This window comes from Fictibacillus sp. 26RED30, assembly GCF_015903845.1.
In the GTDB taxonomy this organism is placed as follows: Bacteria; Bacillota; Bacilli; order Bacillales; family Fictibacillaceae; genus Fictibacillus; species Fictibacillus phosphorivorans.
Genome location: NZ_JACZDV010000001.1, coordinates 1,828,446 through 1,845,600, shown reverse-complemented (window position 1 = coordinate 1,845,600; position 17,155 = coordinate 1,828,446). Strand labels below are relative to the sequence as shown.

Below are 17,155 nucleotides of genomic sequence, written 5' to 3'. Positions count from 1 at the left end.
GGGATTTAATGATGTTCCTCAAACGAATTGATGTAGCAGGATTTAAATCATTTGCAGAGCGGATACAAGTTGAATTTGTACAAGGGGTCACAGCAGTTGTTGGCCCGAACGGTAGTGGTAAAAGCAACATCTCAGATGCTGTACGCTGGGTGCTGGGTGAACAGTCAGCGAAGTCTTTGCGCGGCTCTAAGATGGAAGATATCATCTTCGCAGGTAGTGATAACCGTAAACCATTAAATGTGGCTGAAGTTACACTTACGTTAGATAACGAGGATCAGCATCTGCCGCTTGATTACAATGAAATATCGATCACGCGAAGAGTGTATCGTTCAGGAGACAGTGAATACTTAATCAATAAACAACAGTGTCGTTTAAAAGATATAGTAGAGCTGTTTATGGATTCTGGACTTGGACGAGAAGCATTCTCTATAATCGGACAAGGTCGGGTAGAAGAAATATTAAGCAGCAAATCTGATGAGCGCAGAAAGATCTTTGAAGAAGCTGCAGGTGTTTTAAAGTACAAGACTCGAAAGCAAAAAGCGGAGGCGAAACTCACTGAAACACAAGAAAACCTGAATCGTGTAGAAGATATACTACACGAATTAGAAGGTCAAGTAGAGCCTCTCAAAATCCAAGCTTCCATTGCAAGAGATTACCTTGAGAAGAAAGAAGAGCTTGAGGTCGTTGAAACGGCTGTTCTTGTTCAAGAGATCGAAGAATTGCACGTTCGATGGGAAAAGCAGAAAGAACTTGTTGCAGAACTACAGCAGCAAGAAGCAATTCTTTCAGCAAAAGTGAAACAAGGCGAAACCAAGATCGAAAGAGCAAGACTTGATATGCAAGCGATGGATGAATCGATCGACGAACTGCAAAATGCCCTTCTTTTAGCGAGTGAGACGTTGGAAAAGCTAGAAGGAAAGAAAGAAGTTTTAAAAGAACGTAAAAAGAATTACGATCAAAATAAAACGGCACTTTTAGAACAAATTCAGCTTTACAAGGTAAAAAAGGAAAAATTAGGAAAACAGCTTAGTGTTGAAAAAGACTCATTACGAGATAAAGAAAAACAACTAAAAAGCATAAAAAAGCAAGTGAAAGACGAGGAAGGACGATTGTCTGTTCTCGAGATGGACGTTGAAGCAGAACTAGAAAAATTAAAAAGTGATTATTTCGAGCGCTTGAACGAACAAACAACGATTAAGAACGAGATGCGTTATTTAGAGGATCAGGCTAGACAGCAGAGCTCAAAGAGCACTCGTTTAGATGAAGAGAATACTAAATACCTGGACCAAAGAGAAAGATTAAAAGAAACAAGAAGAAACGCTGAAGCTGCTTATCAAGCAGCTGAAACGCAATTGAAAACAAAGCAAGAAGAATATCAAACATTAAAATCAGAAATATCGATCGAGGATCAGGAAACAAGAACACTTCAAGATAAATTGTATCAAGCGTATCAGTTTATTCAGCAGTTCAAATCTAAAAAAGAGATGCTTGAATCGATGCAGGACGAATACGCAGGTTTCATGCAAGGAGTTAAAGAGGTTTTAAAAGCGAAAGATACAAAGCTTACTGGTATTGAAGGTGCAGTAGCTGAGCTTTTATCGGTACCTTCAGAAGTTGAAACGGCGATTGAAACGGCTCTAGGCGCTTCTATGCAGCATATTGTTGTAGATCATGAACAAAATGCCATGAAAGCCATTCAATATTTGAAGCAAACGAGAGCAGGAAGAGCCACTTTCTTACCTTTAAATGTAATTAAACCGCGACAGATCTCTAGTGCAGATGCTCACCAAGCAAGCTCTATCGAATCATTTGTAGGGATTGCTGCGAACCTTGTTACGTTTGATGCTAAATATCAAAATATAGTGGGCAATCTATTAGGAAATATTATCATTGCCAAAGATCTAGCTGGTGCGAACAAGATTGCAAAGCAAGTGAACTATCGTTATCGAATCGTTACTCTTGAAGGAGATGTCGTGTCTCCTGGAGGTTCCATGTCTGGAGGAAGTCTGAAACAAAAAAGCAACTCTCTACTGAGCAGACAAAGAGAGATTGATTCTCTTACGGATAAAGTGGGGACAATGGAGAAGCAAACTCTTCAACTAGAGGAAAAAGTAAATGAATTACGATCTAAAGTAACCAAGAAGAAAGAAATACTTGAATCCCTTCAAACGGAAGGAGAGCTCTTAAGAGAACAAGAACAAGAGCTGAAAGCCTCTTTACGAGAAGTTGAAATGGAAGAGAAGAGTTTAAACGATAGACTTCAGCTTTATGATCGCGAAAAGAATTCCTATGAATCTGAAAGATCGGCTGCAGATAGTCGTCTCACTGATCTTCAAAAGAAACTTGATCTTGCTTTGAAGTCTGGGAAAGAACTTGAAAAGACGATTGCTGATCTGACAGAGAAAAAGAAAAGTAATCAGAGCTCAAAAGAAGAACTCAGAGAAGCACTAACACGATTGAAGATTAAAGCAGCCGAACTCGAACAACAGGTTGCCAATCAGCGTGAAAAGTGCTTAAGAATTCAAGAAGATTTTCACGAAGTGGAAGTTAAGAGCAAAGAAACAGAAGAAGATTATTGGCTTCTTGAGGAAGAGATGAACTCAAGCTCTTCTGGTGAAGATTCTCTTGATGAACAGATTCAACAGAGAAGACATGAAAAGAACAATGCATTGAAATTAATTGCAGAACGAAGAAAAGAAAGAACAGATTCTTTCAGATCGATCGAAAGTATGGAGATTGGACTAAAAGAGGCAAAAAGGCAATATAAGCAACTTCATGATGGACTTAGAACAGAAGAAGTTAGTATTAATCGTCTCGATGTTGAACTAGAATCAAGACTTACTCATCTTAGAGAAGAATATGGACTTTCATATGAAGGTGCGAAGCTTAAGCATCGATTGGAGATACCGCTACAAGACGCAAAACGAAAAGTAAAGCTGATCAAAATGGCGATCGAAGAGCTCGGGGCAGTAAATATTGGTGCGATCGAAGAATACGACAGAGTTAGCCAGCGCTTTGATTTTCTTACAGAACAAAGAAACGACCTAATAGAAGCAAAGGATACCCTTTATGGCGTGATCTCTGAAATGGACGAAGAGATGAAGAACCGTTTTGAAGAAACATTTACTTCTATTCGTTCCCATTTTGGTGTAATTTTTAAAGAGTTGTTTGGTGGTGGTCGAGCTGACCTCGTTTTAACTCAGCCAGATGATATGCTATTAACAGGTGTAGACATCATGGCGCAGCCACCTGGCAAGAAGTTGCAGCAACTAGGCCTATTATCTGGTGGAGAACGAGCCTTAACTGCTATTGCCTTACTGTTTGCAATTCTGAAAGTCAGACCTGTTCCGTTCTGTATTTTAGACGAAGTTGAAGCAGCACTTGATGATGCGAACGTAAATCGTTTCGCTAAATTTTTACGAGCATTTAGTAAAGAGACACAATTTATCGTTGTTACGCATCGTAAAGGTACAATGGAAGAAGCGGATGTACTTTATGGAGTCACCATGCAGGAGTCTGGGGTCTCAAAGCTTGTTTCCGTAAGACTTGAAGAAACAAAAGAACTTGTAACATCATAGGGAGGAAATTGATAGTGAGTTTTTTGAAACGATTAAAAGAAAAATTTTCAACACAGCAATCTGAGGAATCATCTGAAAAGTTTAAAAGTGGACTAGAGAAGACTAGGAACTCTTTTTCTTTTAAAGTTAACGATCTACTCAAGAGATTTAGAAAAGTAGATGAAGAATTCTTTGAAGAGTTAGAGGAGATCTTGATCGGAGCAGATGTTGGGGTTCATACCGTTCTTGATATAATTGATCAGCTTAAAGATGTTGCACGAACTAAAAACATTCAAAATCCAATGGAGCTTCGATCAGCGATCACTGAGAAATTAGCTGAAATGCTTCAAAAAGAAGAAAGCGATAATAAACTGAACTTACAGACTGATGGAATGACAGTTATTCTTTTCGTAGGAGTGAACGGTGTTGGTAAAACAACAACGATCGGAAAACTTGCTCATCAGTTGAAGACCGATGGTAAGAAAGTTATTCTAGCGGCCGGAGATACTTTCCGTGCAGGTGCGATCGATCAGCTTGAAGTATGGGGAGAACGCGCTGGAGTTGATGTGATCAAACACCATGAAGGAGCGGACCCTGCAGCAGTCATATATGATAGCATCCAAGCTGCTAAGTCTCGGAAAGCGGATGTATTGCTTTGTGATACCGCTGGAAGACTTCAAAATAAAGTGAATTTGATGAACGAGCTTTCGAAAGTTAAACGTGTCATAGAACGTGAGATTCCTGGTGCTCCTCATGAAGTTTTGCTTGTTGTTGATGCTACAACAGGTCAGAATGCAATGAATCAGGCAAAAACATTCGGTCAATCAACCGATGTAACGGGCTTAGTTTTAACTAAACTTGATGGAACGGCAAAAGGCGGGATCGTTTTAGCAATCCGTCACGAACTAGATATTCCAGTCAAGTTTGTGGGACTTGGTGAGAAGATTGATGATCTGCAGGAGTTTGATGCTGATCAGTTTGTATATGGTTTATTTGCAGGAACAGAAGAAGAATAAAATTTACCGCCTTTTAGCTCTATTTAGAGCTAAAAGGCTTTTTTAAAGATATTAAAATGTTGCACAAGCTGGAATTGGTCAATATTTAAATGGATTTAGTCAATATAAAGCCAAATCTAGTCAATATAGATTCAAAACTCTTTTAGTACTAAATCAATTCCTCTCTGTTAAGAAAAAAACTTGACATCTAAAACCATGGGTTGTATAGTAATCACGTAAAGGCATTTCACTTAACAAGGGTTGTGGAAAAATGCTAGATAAAACAATGAGAATTAATTATCTATTTGATTTTTACCAAGCATTATTAACCCCTAAACAGAAGAATTATATGGGTTTGTACTATTTGGACGATTATTCTCTCGGTGAAATTGCTGAACAATATAATGTCAGCCGCCAGGCCGTTTATGATAATATTAAACGGACAGAGGCGATGCTGGAAGAATATGAAGAAAAGTTAGGGCTTTTTGCAAAGTTTCAGGAACGTGATCAGTTGCTGTCATCTTTAAGAGAGCTTCTGAATTCTGAACCTGATAACGTAATTGCAATTATCGATCGCCTTGAAAATATGGAATAGGAGGCGTTCAGTGAGATGGCATTTGAAGGTTTAGCCGACCGTCTTCAGAACACTTTACAAAAAATTCGTGGAAAAGGGAAAGTAAATGAAGCGGATGTAAAGGAAATGATGAGGGAAGTACGCCTTGCTCTTCTTGAGGCGGACGTTAACTTTAAAGTAGTAAAAGATTTTGTGAAAAAAGTATCTGAACGTGCTGTTGGTCAAGAAGTATTAAAAAGTCTGACACCAGGACAGCAAGTAGTAAAAGTTGTTAACGATGAACTGACAACCCTCATGGGTGGGGAACAAAGCAAGATTGCCGTTTCCAACCGACCACCAACTGTTATTATGATGGTTGGTCTGCAAGGTGCTGGTAAAACAACAACAACAGGAAAGCTTGCAAATCATTTACGCAAAAAGCAAAATCGCAAACCGCTACTGGCCGCAGCTGACATCTACCGTCCTGCTGCGATCAAGCAATTAGAAACAGTAGGAAAGCAATTGGATCTTCCTGTGTTTCAGATGGGAGATCAAATAAGTCCTGTCAAAATTGCTGAATCAGCTATCGCAAAAGCAAAAGAAGATCATCACGATTATGTCATTATTGATACAGCGGGGCGTTTACACATTGATGAAACGCTGATGGATGAGTTGAAGCAGGTAAAAGAAATTTCAAAACCTGATGAGATCTTCTTAGTTGTAGATGCAATGACTGGTCAAGATGCTGTGAATGTAGCAGAGAGCTTTAACGAAGCGTTAGGAATCACTGGTGTTGTCTTAACCAAACTTGATGGAGATACACGTGGTGGTGCGGCACTTTCAATTAAAGCTGTTACAGGTCTTCCTATTAAATTTGTAGGTCTTGGTGAAAAGATGGATGCTTTAGAGCCTTTCCATCCAGATCGTATGGCTTCAAGAATTTTAGGAATGGGTGACATGCTTACTCTTATCGAAAAGGCACAAACCTCAGTAGATGAAGAGAAAGCGCGCGACCTTCAGAAGAAGATGCGTGATATGTCGTTCACGTTCGATGATTTTCTTGATCAAATGGGACAGGTGAGAAATCTTGGACCGCTTGATGAAGTACTTGGCATGCTACCAGGTGCGAACAAGATGAAAGGCCTCAAGAACGTTCAGATCGATGAAAAACAGATCGGTCACGTTGAAGCCATTATCCGTTCGATGACTCTTTCTGAAAGAGAACAGCCTGACATCATAAATGCCAGCCGTAAGCGCCGCATCGCTAAAGGAAGCGGTAGAACGGTGCAAGAAGTAAATCGCCTCATCAAACAATTCGAGGACATGAAGAAAATGATGAAACAAATGTCCGGAATGATGAATGGCAAAAAGAAAAAAGGTGGATTTAAATTCCCTTTTATGTAAACTGAATTTTCAGGTTTACAAACCTGTCAATTTATACTATTATATTATTTTGTGTGAACTATTTTCGGAGGTGCAAGTTATAATGGCAGTAAAAATTCGTTTAAAACGTATGGGTGCTAAGAAAGCTCCTTTTTATCGTGTAGTAGTAGCAGATTCTCGTTCTCCTCGTGATGGACGTTTCATCGAAGAGATTGGAACTTATAACCCAGTTGCTAACCCAGCTGAAGTTAAAATCAACGAAGAAAAAGCTCTTGAGTGGATGACAAACGGTGCGAAACCATCTGATACAGTTCGTAACCTATTCTCAAAAGCTGGTCTTATGGAGAAATTCCATAACGCGAAAAACCAAAAATAATTTTGACGAAGGGGAACAGATATGACAGAGTTGATCGAATCAATTGTGAAAGCTCTAGTTGATCACCCAGATGAAGTTAGCGTCAAAGAGGTTCAAGAAGGACACCGACTTGTTTATCAATTAACTGTTAACCAGACAGATATGGGGAAAGTTATTGGGAAGCAAGGAAGAGTGGCTAAAGCGATTCGAACGGTTGTGAATGCAGCTGGAACGAATCAAAATAAAAGGATTTCAATCGAAATCGTCTAAAAAGGATGAGGGAAACCTCTTCCTTTTTTATTTATTAAAATACTTAAATAACTTTAGATATTCAAGAAATTATGTTCAACAAAGTTTCGTAACGATTTATTAAAAGGCTATTTTCTAAAGGACTGTTGCTTTTAATTCTTTTTTATTGTCTTCTTTGAATAGGTGATTGGAGTGGAAGGTGCGAGACTCCTGCGGGACAGGCGGGCAGGTGAGACACTTAAGAGTGAAACGAACAAATGTGGCTCACCGCCTGTCCCGCGGAAAGCGAGCACCTGGAACGGAAATCAACTACTTTCAAGGGCAACAAAGTGCGAAAATGACCTATAAAAAGTATACATATCGAGTTTTATGCTAAAATTTAGATTATAAGTAACTGATTAATTTGTACGGAGGTAGTGTATCAATATGGAAAATGAATGGCTGAACGTAGGTAAGATAGTAAATACACATGGAATTAGAGGAGAAGTCAGAGTGATCTCAAGAACTGATTTTCCTGAAGAACGCTATAAGATCGGAAACACATTATATGTAGATATGGGATCAGATCATATACCTGTAAAGATTGAAACGCATAGAAAACATAAGCAATTTGACCTTTTAACGTTTGAAAATCTTCATAACATCAATGATGTTGAACGTTTTAAAGGCAATCTTCTTAAAGTGCCTAAAGAACAGTCTGTTTCGTTAGATGAAGGAGAGTTTTTCTATCATGATATCATCGGTTGCTCAGTTTTCACGGTTGAAGGTGAAGAACTAGGAAAAGTAAAAGAAATATTGTCTCCTGGAGCAAACGATGTTTGGGTGGTTAAGAGAAAAGGATTTGGATCAGATATTCTTATCCCTTACATTCCTTCTGTTGTTAAATCTGTGGATGTGAAAGAGTCAAAGATTGTTATTGAGCCATTAGAAGGATTATTCTAATGAAAATAGATGTCTTAAGCCTTTTTCCAGAAATGTTTTCAGGCGTTTTTGGTCAATCGATCTTAAAAAAGGCGCAGGAAAAGAATGCACTAGAACTTCGAGTGATCGATTTCCGTGAGTTCTCAACGAACAAACATCGTAATGTAGATGACTACCCATACGGAGGAGGAGCAGGCATGGTCCTTACTCCACAGCCTTTGTTTGATGCGGTTGATCATCTAACGAAAGAGGCAACTGTAAAACCTAGAATCATCCTTCTATGTCCTCAAGGTGAAACGTTTACTCAAGGAAAAGCAGAAGAGTTGGCTGAAGAAGAACATCTTATTTTCTTGTGCGGTCATTATGAAGGTTATGATGAACGTGTTAGGAAACACCTTGTAACGGATGAGATTTCAATCGGTGACTATGTGTTAACCGGTGGAGAGCTTGGTGCAATGGTCGTTATAGATGCTGTTGGGAGATTGCTTCCTAATGTTCTAGGAAAAGAAGCCTCACACCAAGAGGACTCATTCAGCACAGGTTTGTTAGAACATCCTCAGTATACGAGACCTGCAGATTTTCGAGGTATGAGAGTTCCTGATGTTCTGATGTCAGGAAACCATAAGAACATTGAAACATGGCGCAAAAAAGAGTCTTTAAGAAGGACGTATGAACGTAGACCTGACTTGCTTGAAAAAATCAAGTTAACAAAAGAAGAAGAAATTTGGCTTAATGAGATAAAAGATAATAAAACAACTTGAACACTGTTTGAGTTATATGGTATTATATTATTTGTGGCTTATGCCCGTTTAATCCGGTGTTCCGCTGCTTTATCATTTAGCAAGAACATCCATGGGAAGGGAGGCAATAAACTATGCAACAGCTTATTGCAGATCTAGCGAAAGATCAATTAAAAGATTTACCAAAATTCCGTTCAGGTGACACTGTTCGTGTACACGTGAAAGTAATCGAGGGTACTCGTGAGCGTATCCAGCTTTTTGAAGGTGTAGTTATCAAGAAGCGTGGATCAGGAATTTCTGAAACGTTTACTGTTCGTAAAATTTCTTACGGTGTAGGAGTGGAGCGTGCGTTCCCATTACATTCACCGAAGATCGCGAACCTTGAAGTAGTTCGTCGTGGTAAAGTTCGTCGTGCGAAGCTATACTACCTACGTGCACTTCGCGGTAAAGCAGCTCGTATTAAAGAAATTCGCTAATAATTCTCGAAAGGAGCTTGACTTATTCAAGCTCCTTTTTCCATATTATAAGTAAGGAATTTCTAGAGATGGTGAGGATTAAGAATGGCACGTACAAAAAACGAAACGTGGGAATGGATTAAAGCATTAGCGGCAGCCTTATTATTAGCAGGAATCATTAGATTTTTCCTCTTCGCACCCGTCGTGGTGGATGGACAATCAATGATGCCAACTCTGCACAACGGAGATCGTCTGATCGTTAACAAGTTTTCCTATGTTATTGGCGATCCAAAAAGATTCGATATTGTAGTCTTCCATGCAACCGAAGAAAAGGATTACATAAAAAGAGTAATCGGGTTACCTGGAGATACGGTCGAATATAAAGATGACACCCTATATGTAAATGGTAAACAGGTAAAAGAAGAATATTTAGAAGCGTATAAAAAGAAAACAAAAGATGGAAACTTCACTTATGATTTTAAGTTACTCGAAGTAACGGGTAAGCAAAAGGTTCCTCAAGGTCAGCTATTTGTATTAGGTGACAATCGAAGAAATTCTCAAGACAGCCGAAATATTGGAACTGTGGATGATGATACAATCTTAGGAAAAGCATCTTTCCGTTTCTGGCCGTTGAAGGATATTGGATTTGTAAAGTAGGGTGAGATAACATGACCATTCAATGGTTTCCTGGACATATGGCCAAAGCGCGCCGGGAGATAACTGAAAAACTCAAAATGATCGATGTCGTATTTGAGTTAGTGGATGCTAGAATTCCTCTAGCTTCTAGAAATCCTATGATCGATGAAATTCTTGGACAGAAACCTCGAATTGTTCTTTTGAACAAAGCAGATCTGGCTGATCCAAAAGTAACATCGATGTGGGAAAGTTATTTTTCAGAAAAAGGAATTCCCTCTCTTGCTATTAACTCGCAAGATGGTAAAGGGATTAAAAAAATAGAACCGCTTGCTCACGAGCTAGTAAAAGAAAAGTTCGATAAGATGAGAGCAAAGGGAATCGTTAAACCACGTGCGGTTAGAGCACTTATTGTCGGCATACCTAACGTTGGTAAGTCCACGATCATCAACCGTATGGCGGGTAAGAACATTGCTGTAACAGGTGACAAGCCTGGTGTAACAAAAAAACAGCAATGGATCAAAGCGGGTAAGACATTAGAATTATTAGATACTCCAGGGATATTGTGGCCGAAATTTGAAGACCAAACAATTGGTTTGAAATTAGCGGTTACAGGAGCTATTAAAGAAACGCTCTTTGATTTTACTGAAGTAGTGTTGTATGCGATCAAGTATTTAAAAGAGCACTATGAAGAGCGTCTAGTGGAACGATACAAGTTGTCTGAGATTCCAGATGATTCGCTGCCTCTTTTCGAAGAAATCGGAAAGAAACGTGGCTGTATGATGAGTGGCGGAGAAGTGGATCTTGAAAAGACCGCTGAGATTGTTCTACGAGATCTTCGTGCAGAAAAGCTAGGGCGCTTGTCGTATGAGCGACCAAATGAGTTTGAAATTAAATAGTGTAAACCGAACAGGCGCTGATGAAAGTGCCTGTTTTAAAATTATAAAGGCTTTCTAAAAGTTTTTCTAAAGACAAAATTGTTTTTTTTGGAAGTGGTTGATTTCCATTTCAGGTTGCTCGCTTTCTGGGGGGCGTGCGGCACCTATGCTTTCTTGGAAAAATATTTGCTCCTCCGTCTACAAACAATGCTACTGAAGTGGGCTTCCTCGTCGCATGCCTTGCAAGATGTTATTCATGCAGAAGGCACGCTGATCCCACAGGAGTCTCGCACCTTGTACTCCTATCAACTTGTCAATGATGCCAATGAAGAATAAACAATCTAATATGAAACACCTTCTAAAAAGAACTTATATATAAACCGATATTACATATATAAAGAGCGTGATGAACATGAAACTGTCGATAAAAGAATGGGAACTAAAATTAAAAGCTTGTGAAGATACTGAGTTGGTATCTCAACTGAGCATCCTCTCTGAAGATGAAAGAGTAGGTGCAAAAAAATTATTCCAATCTTTCTCGAAACGTTTAGAGCGAGAAGAAGCTGAGAGAACAAGACTGAAATTAATGCATACTTACGAAGAGCAATGCCAAAGACAGGGTAAAACTTTGATCGCGGGTGTAGATGAAGTCGGCCGTGGACCGTTAGCTGGTCCCGTCGTGGCTGCTGCGGTTATTTTACCTTTAGGGTATATGCTACCAGGGGTCAATGATTCTAAAAAATTGTCCGAGAAAAAAAGAGATGCCCTTTATGAGATCATTTTGAAGGATGCGATTTCTTACTGTGTCCATTTCGTGCAACCTGATCAGATCGACGCGATCAACATATATCAAGCATCTAAGTTAGCGATGACAGAAGCTGTGTGCTCGCTAAATGTTACTCCAGATCAGCTATTAATTGATGCTATGGAAGTCCCATTAGCGATCGATCAATTGAAAATCATTAAAGGGGATGAGAAGAGTATTTCTATCGCGGCTGCATCAATCGTTGCAAAAGTTGCAAGAGACCGCTATATGAAGGTGCTAGATGAAAAATATCCTCAATATGGATTTCAATCAAATATGGGTTATGGAACGAAGGATCATTTAAAAGCCCTTCAGCAGTATGGGCCAACAGAGATTCATCGTAAATCATTTAGTCCGGTAGGAGAACTTATTAAAATTACAGGAAGTGATTAACCTGTTACAATTCAACCAAATTCATGGTAAATCGTTAACTCCGGCTAGAACAATGGATCAGCCATTGTTGTTAAAGCTTAATCAATTTATAACTGCTAAGATTTTAGAAATCTTCCCTGATCAATCAGCGAAGGTTCTTTATAATGGGTCAACACTTCATGCCAAATTAGAAGCGCCATTAATCAAAGGAGATAACTATCTATTTGAAGTGTCAGAGAAAAACAATACGATCTATTTGAAAAAGGTAGATACGGATCCAGTTAAGTCTACTTCAGAACAGATTTTATCGAGATGGAGCCTTCCGGCATCCGATATAAACAAAAAAGCAGTTGAATTTGCGATCATAGAAAAGTTACCTCTATTAAAAGAGAACATAAAAACCGTTTCCGAGGTTATGAAATTCACAAACGAGTTGCCACTACATGAAAAAAAAGCAGTAGTTCAGCGTATGATGGAGCTTCAATTGCCTCCTAAGCAAGAGATCGTTCAAGCAGTTGCTTTCAGTTTAAAAAGCCATGCAGGATCAAGTAATGAATTCAAACAGCTCTATGAGGCTCTCATGCCCTTTATTCATAAAGATAAAGCTGTTTCGAAAACCATAGAGTTATTACAAGAACTCTATGCATTTAAAGGTAACGAGTCAAGTAAGCAACAGGCTGTAATTCAAGATAGAGTGCGAAGTATGGATTTAAAAAACACAGCAGACATCGTTATGCCGTTGAATGGAAAACTTCCAGATCCATTAAAGGTTCAGACAACAAGTATATATGACGTGCAAGAAAATCTACCAACACAATTAAAAGACGATGTAATGAAGGTTTCTAAAGAAACAAATCTGAACCCATCAGAAGAATTTATTACAGCCGCAAAAAAGTGGTTGATTAAATCTGGTCTACTGCATGAAAAAAACATTTTATTAGACCCGATACAACTAAAACAAACGGAAACGCTAAAGTCACAACTATTGAACCTGCATCAGAACGCTGACCGCATAGAGCTGCCTGAGATCATACAGCAAAAAACAGAACAAGCCTTAAATAAACTTACAGGTCAACAGTTACAGAATATACAAAGCAACGAGAACATGCAGCAATTTATCCTTCATTTTCCGTTTAATGGATCGGAAAATCCGAAAGAGATGACCGTTCGCTGGGAAAGCAAAAAGCAAGATGGAAAAGGAATCGATCCAGACCATTGTAGGATGCTTTTTTGGTTAGAGATGAAGCATCTAAAAGATGTAGCTGTAGATGTGCATATTCAAAACAGAATCGTTTCATTAAAAGTGTACAATTCGCACCCAGCTATCGAAAAATTTTCAGAACCGTTATTGAACACGTTAAAGATTAGTATGAAGAACATGAATTATACACTAACAACCGTAACATTCAGTTCTCAAAATAAGAAGATAAAAAATACCGAAACTTCTATTTCATACAAAGGATTGGATCTGAGAATATGAGTGAAAGTAAAAAAGAAGCTGTGGCGTTAAAGTATAGTCCTCTTGAATCTAACTCGCCTGTCGTTATCGCAAAGGGTAAGGGCGAAACAGCCGAGCGTATACTAAGATCAGCTGAAAATCATGATATTCCTATTCAGGAAGATCCGTCTCTTGTCCACTTATTATCGAAGCTAGAGATCGAGGAGAGTATACCTGAAGAATTGTATGAAGTGGTCGCTGAACTGTTTGCTTTTATTTATAAATTAGATAAAGAAGCAGGGGAAACTACATAAATATAATTGAAACGGGGCATTCCTATCTTTAAAGGAGTGTGTTTTAATGCCTAGAAATAAATTAGTCGTACAGCAATCCGAACAACTAGTGAACCAATTTAAAGAAGAGATGGCTGAAGAGTTTGGGATGTATCGTTCAGTAGCCGAATCTGAAGCGATAACACCAAAAATAATCAAGAAACAGAAAAACGAAAAAAACAAATGAAAAGAGAAAGTGTTTTCGTTCCTAAAGGGGACGAAAAAGCGATGAAACCAAAGTCATTTTATAGTGATTTTGGTTTTTTATTTTGTCTAAAAAGGTGTATGCGCTTGCAATTTTCTGAAGAATAGTAGACATAATAGACTAGGTCTTATACAATGATAACGGTACTTTAAGTTTTCACCATGATAGGAGGATGGAGAGTAAATGAATATCCACGAATACCAAGGTAAAGAGATACTTAGAAAATATGGTGTGGCTGTTCCAAACGGGAAAGTAGCATTTACCGTTGAAGAAGCAGTAGAAGCTGCTAATGAGCTGGGGAGCACTGTATCTGTTGTTAAAGCACAGATCCACGCAGGTGGCCGCGGTAAAGCAGGTGGCGTAAAAGTCGCTAAAAATATCGATGAAGTGCGTACATACGCAAATGAAATTTTAGGAAAAGTTCTTGTAACTCATCAAACAGGTCCAGAAGGTAAAGAAGTTAAGCGCTTACTTATCGAAGAGGGCTGTGATATTAAGAAAGAATACTATATCGGTCTTGTATTAGATCGTGCAACATCTAGTGTTGTTATGATGGGATCTGAAGAAGGCGGAACTGAAATTGAAGAAGTGGCTGAAAAGACACCTGAAAAAATCTTCAAAGAAGTAATCGATCCAGCGATCGGCCTTCAAGCATTCCAAGCAAGAAGACTTGCTTATAACATCAACATCCCTACTGAATTAGTAGGAAAAGCAGTGAAATTCATGATTGGTCTATATACGGCTTTCGTTGAAAAAGACTGTTCAATCGCAGAAATTAATCCATTAGTTGTAACAGGTGACGGAAATGTTATGGCACTTGATGCAAAGATGAACTTTGATTCTAATGCTTTATACCGTCACAAAGACATCTTAGAATACAGAGATCTTGAAGAAGAAGATGCAAAAGAAATCGAAGCATCTAAATACGATCTTAGCTATATTTCTCTTGATGGAAATATTGGATGCATGGTTAATGGTGCTGGACTTGCTATGGCAACGATGGATATCATTAAACATTACGGCGGCGACCCGGCTAACTTCCTTGACGTTGGGGGCGGCGCGACTACTGAGAAGGTAACAGAAGCATTCAAGATCATTCTTTCTGACCAAAACGTTAAAGGGATCTTTGTTAACATTTTCGGTGGAATTATGAAATGTGATATCATCGCGAACGGGGTTGTTGAAGCAACGAAACAAGTTGGTCTTGAGTTACCTCTTGTTGTGCGTTTAGAAGGTACTAACGTTGATCTTGGTAAAAAGATTCTTAAAGAATCTGGTCTAAACATTACAGCTGCAGATTCTATGGCTGATGGTGCAGAAAAGATCGTAGCTTTAGTTAAGTAATAGAGAAAACATCGTAGGAAGGATGGATTGATGCATGAGCATTTTTATTAATAAAGATACAAAAGTTATCGTTCAAGGTATTACAGGTTCTGTTGGTCTTTTTCATACAAAACAAATGCTTGAATATGGTACGAAAATTGTAGGCGGTGTTACACCTGGTAAAGGTGGTACTGAAGTTGAAGGTCTTCCTGTTTTCAACACGGTTGTTGATGCAGTTAAAGAAACGGGAGCTAACGCTTCTGTCATCTATGTTCCGCCTGCATTTGCTGCAGAAGCGATCATTGAAGCTGTTGACGCTGAACTTGATCTAGCAATCTGTATTACTGAAGGTATTCCAGTATTGGATATGGTAAAAGTTAAGCGTTATATGGAAGGCAAGAAGACACGTCTAGTTGGTCCGAACTGCCCGGGTGTAATCACTCCTGAAGAATGTAAGATCGGTATCATGCCAGGCTATATCCATACAAAAGGTCATGTTGGCGTAGTGTCACGTTCTGGAACATTAACTTATGAAGCTGTACACCAGCTTACAGAGCGTGGAATCGGTCAATCTACTGCAGTTGGTATCGGTGGTGACCCAGTCAATGGAACAGACTTTATCGACGTATTAAAGGCATTTAACGAAGATGAGGACACATATGCTGTAATCATGATCGGTGAGATTGGTGGAACAGCAGAAGAAGAAGCTGCTGAATGGGTAAAGGCGAACATGACTAAACCTGTAGTAGGATTCATCGGTGGTCAAACAGCACCTCCAGGAAAACGTATGGGGCACGCTGGTGCGATCATCTCTGGTGGTAAAGGTACGGCAGATGAGAAAATCAAAACGATGAAAGCTTGTGGAATTAAAGTTGCAGCAACACCATCTGTTATGGGTGAGACTTTAGTTGAAGCTTTAAAAGAAAACGATCTATATGATCGCTGTGTAACAAACAAAGCAAAAGCGTAATAACGATTACAACGTGAAAAGCTCCCAGATCGGGAGCTTTTTATTTACATTGAATGGTTTCATGAGGAGGAATAAAGTTTGGATAAAGAACGCTTAATTTTTCTTCATCATTGCGAAGGACTCACTTGGAATCAATTAAGATCAATAGTTGTTGCTGATCCTGAACTAAAATCTGTTTTTTTAATGGACATTCGCAGGTTGAAAATGTCGTATGGTTTGAGTGAACTGACGGCAAAGCGTCTCTATCATCACATGAAACAAAATAATAGTACATACATAATGAAGAATCTAGTAAAACGATCTATTTCAGCTGTAACGATATTCGATGGAAATTACCCTCCGCTATTAAAGAACATTTATGACCCGCCATGGGTTCTTTATGGACAAGGCGATTGGACGGTCCTAAATCGGGATAAAATGATTAGTGTGGTCGGCACTCGAAATCCTAGCAGCCATGGAAAACAAGCATTACGAAAGGTTCTTAGTCCTTTAATTGATGATAGATGGGTCGTGATCAGCGGATTGGCTAAAGGAATCGACACGTTCGCTCATGAGTTAAGTATACAAAAGAATTCTTTGACTGCAGCTGTTCTGGGCTCAGGGTTATTACAGGTCTATCCGAATGAAAATAGAGAACTCGCACATAAAATAAGTGAGCAAGGAATTGTATTATCAGAGTTTTCACCACACGTTTCACCAAAACGCTGGCATTTTCCGTTGCGTAACCGTATAATAAGCGGTCTCACCCGTGCAACGCTTGTTGCTGAAGCAAGAACAAAGAGTGGTTCGTTGATTACAGCTGATCAAGCACTCGAGCAAGGAAGAGATGTGTTTGCGATTCCAGGATCGATTTTAGAAGAGTGTGCGAACGGGACCAATTTTTTGATTCAAAATGGAGCAAAATTGGTCATGAGTGCAGAAGATATTCAAAATGAAAGTTTCTAACCGTTTTCATTTAAATGAGGAAACAGTTTGACAAATGCAGATACAT

General features: G+C 39.0%; 18 protein-coding genes. All 18 read left to right on the top strand.

Annotated features, from left to right (window positions below):
• Positions 1-11 precede the first annotated feature (11 nt).
• The 18 genes from smc (at position 12) to dprA (ending at position 17,109) form a co-directional block, all read left to right on the top strand.
• The gene (gene smc, locus IHV11_RS09400; protein WP_197194967.1) at positions 12-3,578 is read left to right on the top strand and encodes a chromosome segregation protein SMC; all 3,567 of its coding nucleotides are present in this window, start codon (positions 12-14) and stop codon (positions 3,576-3,578) included.
• A gap of 14 nt (positions 3,579-3,592) precedes the next feature.
• On the top strand, positions 3,593-4,573 hold the full coding sequence (gene ftsY, locus IHV11_RS09395; RefSeq protein WP_197194452.1) for a signal recognition particle-docking protein FtsY: 981 nt from the start codon (positions 3,593-3,595) through the stop codon (positions 4,571-4,573).
• A gap of 250 nt (positions 4,574-4,823) precedes the next feature.
• Positions 4,824-5,147 carry a putative DNA-binding protein gene (locus tag IHV11_RS09390; RefSeq protein ID WP_066393591.1) on the top strand — a complete coding sequence of 108 codons (324 nt, stop codon included), beginning with the start codon at positions 4,824-4,826 and terminating at the stop codon, positions 5,145-5,147.
• 15 nt (positions 5,148-5,162) lie between these two features.
• On the top strand, positions 5,163-6,509 hold the full coding sequence (ffh, locus tag IHV11_RS09385; protein WP_197194451.1) for a signal recognition particle protein: 1,347 nt from the start codon (positions 5,163-5,165) through the stop codon (positions 6,507-6,509).
• An 82-nt stretch (positions 6,510-6,591) separates the two neighbouring features.
• A complete protein-coding gene (gene rpsP, locus IHV11_RS09380; RefSeq protein WP_066393596.1) occupies positions 6,592-6,864 on the top strand; it encodes a 30S ribosomal protein S16 in 273 nt (90 codons plus the stop codon).
• A gap of 21 nt (positions 6,865-6,885) precedes the next feature.
• Positions 6,886-7,113, top strand: coding sequence for a KH domain-containing protein (locus IHV11_RS09375; protein ID WP_066393598.1), 228 nt, complete (start codon positions 6,886-6,888; stop codon positions 7,111-7,113).
• Between the two features lie 405 nt (positions 7,114-7,518).
• On the top strand, positions 7,519-8,034 hold the full coding sequence (gene rimM / locus IHV11_RS09370; RefSeq protein ID WP_197127701.1) for a ribosome maturation factor RimM: 516 nt from the start codon (positions 7,519-7,521) through the stop codon (positions 8,032-8,034).
• A complete protein-coding gene (trmD, locus tag IHV11_RS09365; protein WP_197194450.1) occupies positions 8,034-8,774 on the top strand; it encodes a tRNA (guanosine(37)-N1)-methyltransferase TrmD in 741 nt (246 codons plus the stop codon). The genes rimM and trmD overlap by 1 nt, the downstream gene beginning before the upstream one ends.
• A gap of 113 nt (positions 8,775-8,887) precedes the next feature.
• Complete coding sequence (rplS, locus tag IHV11_RS09360) at positions 8,888-9,229, top strand: 50S ribosomal protein L19 (protein ID WP_066393605.1); 342 nt, start codon at positions 8,888-8,890, stop codon at positions 9,227-9,229.
• 84 nt (positions 9,230-9,313) lie between these two features.
• Positions 9,314-9,865, top strand: coding sequence for a signal peptidase I (lepB, locus tag IHV11_RS09355; protein ID WP_144700811.1), 552 nt, complete (start codon positions 9,314-9,316; stop codon positions 9,863-9,865).
• An 11-nt stretch (positions 9,866-9,876) separates the two neighbouring features.
• Positions 9,877-10,740, top strand: coding sequence for a ribosome biogenesis GTPase YlqF (gene ylqF, locus IHV11_RS09350; RefSeq protein ID WP_197191167.1), 864 nt, complete (start codon positions 9,877-9,879; stop codon positions 10,738-10,740).
• A 391-nt stretch (positions 10,741-11,131) separates the two neighbouring features.
• Positions 11,132-11,917 carry a ribonuclease HII gene (locus IHV11_RS09345; protein WP_305069355.1) on the top strand — a complete coding sequence of 262 codons (786 nt, stop codon included), beginning with the start codon at positions 11,132-11,134 and terminating at the stop codon, positions 11,915-11,917.
• Entirely contained in the window at positions 11,910-13,376 is a 1,467-nt protein-coding gene (locus IHV11_RS09340; protein ID WP_197194448.1) for a hypothetical protein, read from the top strand. The genes IHV11_RS09345 and IHV11_RS09340 overlap by 8 nt, the downstream gene beginning before the upstream one ends.
• Positions 13,373-13,648, top strand: a complete 276-nt coding sequence (locus IHV11_RS09335) for an EscU/YscU/HrcU family type III secretion system export apparatus switch protein (RefSeq protein ID WP_197194447.1) — start codon at positions 13,373-13,375, stop codon at positions 13,646-13,648. The genes IHV11_RS09340 and IHV11_RS09335 overlap by 4 nt, the downstream gene beginning before the upstream one ends.
• Positions 13,649-13,694: 46 nt before the next feature.
• Entirely contained in the window at positions 13,695-13,853 is a 159-nt protein-coding gene (locus IHV11_RS09330) for a small, acid-soluble spore protein, alpha/beta type (protein WP_197127707.1), read from the top strand.
• Positions 13,854-14,054: 201 nt separating this feature from the next.
• The gene (sucC, locus tag IHV11_RS09325; protein ID WP_137789680.1) at positions 14,055-15,215 is read left to right on the top strand and encodes an ADP-forming succinate--CoA ligase subunit beta; all 1,161 of its coding nucleotides are present in this window, start codon (positions 14,055-14,057) and stop codon (positions 15,213-15,215) included.
• A gap of 34 nt (positions 15,216-15,249) precedes the next feature.
• Positions 15,250-16,164 carry a succinate--CoA ligase subunit alpha gene (gene sucD, locus IHV11_RS09320; protein ID WP_153238551.1) on the top strand — a complete coding sequence of 305 codons (915 nt, stop codon included), beginning with the start codon at positions 15,250-15,252 and terminating at the stop codon, positions 16,162-16,164.
• A gap of 78 nt (positions 16,165-16,242) precedes the next feature.
• Entirely contained in the window at positions 16,243-17,109 is an 867-nt protein-coding gene (dprA, locus tag IHV11_RS09315; RefSeq protein ID WP_197194446.1) for a DNA-processing protein DprA, read from the top strand.
• Positions 17,110-17,155 lie beyond the last annotated feature (46 nt).

Bases quoted from the DNA above. Each gene is read 5' to 3' on its own strand.
- sucD (WP_153238551.1), top strand. From the start codon at position 15,250: ATGAGCATTTTTATTAATAAAGATACAAAAGTTATCGTTCAAGGTATT.
- IHV11_RS09335 (WP_197194447.1), top strand. From the start codon at position 13,373: ATGAGTGAAAGTAAAAAAGAAGCTGTGGCGTTAAAGTATAGTCCTCTT.
- rimM (WP_197127701.1), top strand. From the start codon at position 7,519: ATGGAAAATGAATGGCTGAACGTAGGTAAGATAGTAAATACACATGGA.
- rplS (WP_066393605.1), top strand. From the start codon at position 8,888: ATGCAACAGCTTATTGCAGATCTAGCGAAAGATCAATTAAAAGATTTA.
- IHV11_RS09345 (WP_305069355.1), top strand. From the start codon at position 11,132: ATGAAACTGTCGATAAAAGAATGGGAACTAAAATTAAAAGCTTGTGAA.
- ffh (WP_197194451.1), top strand. From the start codon at position 5,163: ATGGCATTTGAAGGTTTAGCCGACCGTCTTCAGAACACTTTACAAAAA.
- IHV11_RS09330 (WP_197127707.1), top strand. From the start codon at position 13,695: ATGCCTAGAAATAAATTAGTCGTACAGCAATCCGAACAACTAGTGAAC.
- lepB (WP_144700811.1), top strand. From the start codon at position 9,314: ATGGCACGTACAAAAAACGAAACGTGGGAATGGATTAAAGCATTAGCG.
- rpsP (WP_066393596.1), top strand. From the start codon at position 6,592: ATGGCAGTAAAAATTCGTTTAAAACGTATGGGTGCTAAGAAAGCTCCT.
- smc (WP_197194967.1), top strand. From the start codon at position 12: ATGTTCCTCAAACGAATTGATGTAGCAGGATTTAAATCATTTGCAGAG.
- trmD (WP_197194450.1), top strand. From the start codon at position 8,034: ATGAAAATAGATGTCTTAAGCCTTTTTCCAGAAATGTTTTCAGGCGTT.
- ylqF (WP_197191167.1), top strand. From the start codon at position 9,877: ATGACCATTCAATGGTTTCCTGGACATATGGCCAAAGCGCGCCGGGAG.
- sucC (WP_137789680.1), top strand. From the start codon at position 14,055: ATGAATATCCACGAATACCAAGGTAAAGAGATACTTAGAAAATATGGT.
- IHV11_RS09390 (WP_066393591.1), top strand. From the start codon at position 4,824: ATGCTAGATAAAACAATGAGAATTAATTATCTATTTGATTTTTACCAA.
- IHV11_RS09375 (WP_066393598.1), top strand. From the start codon at position 6,886: ATGACAGAGTTGATCGAATCAATTGTGAAAGCTCTAGTTGATCACCCA.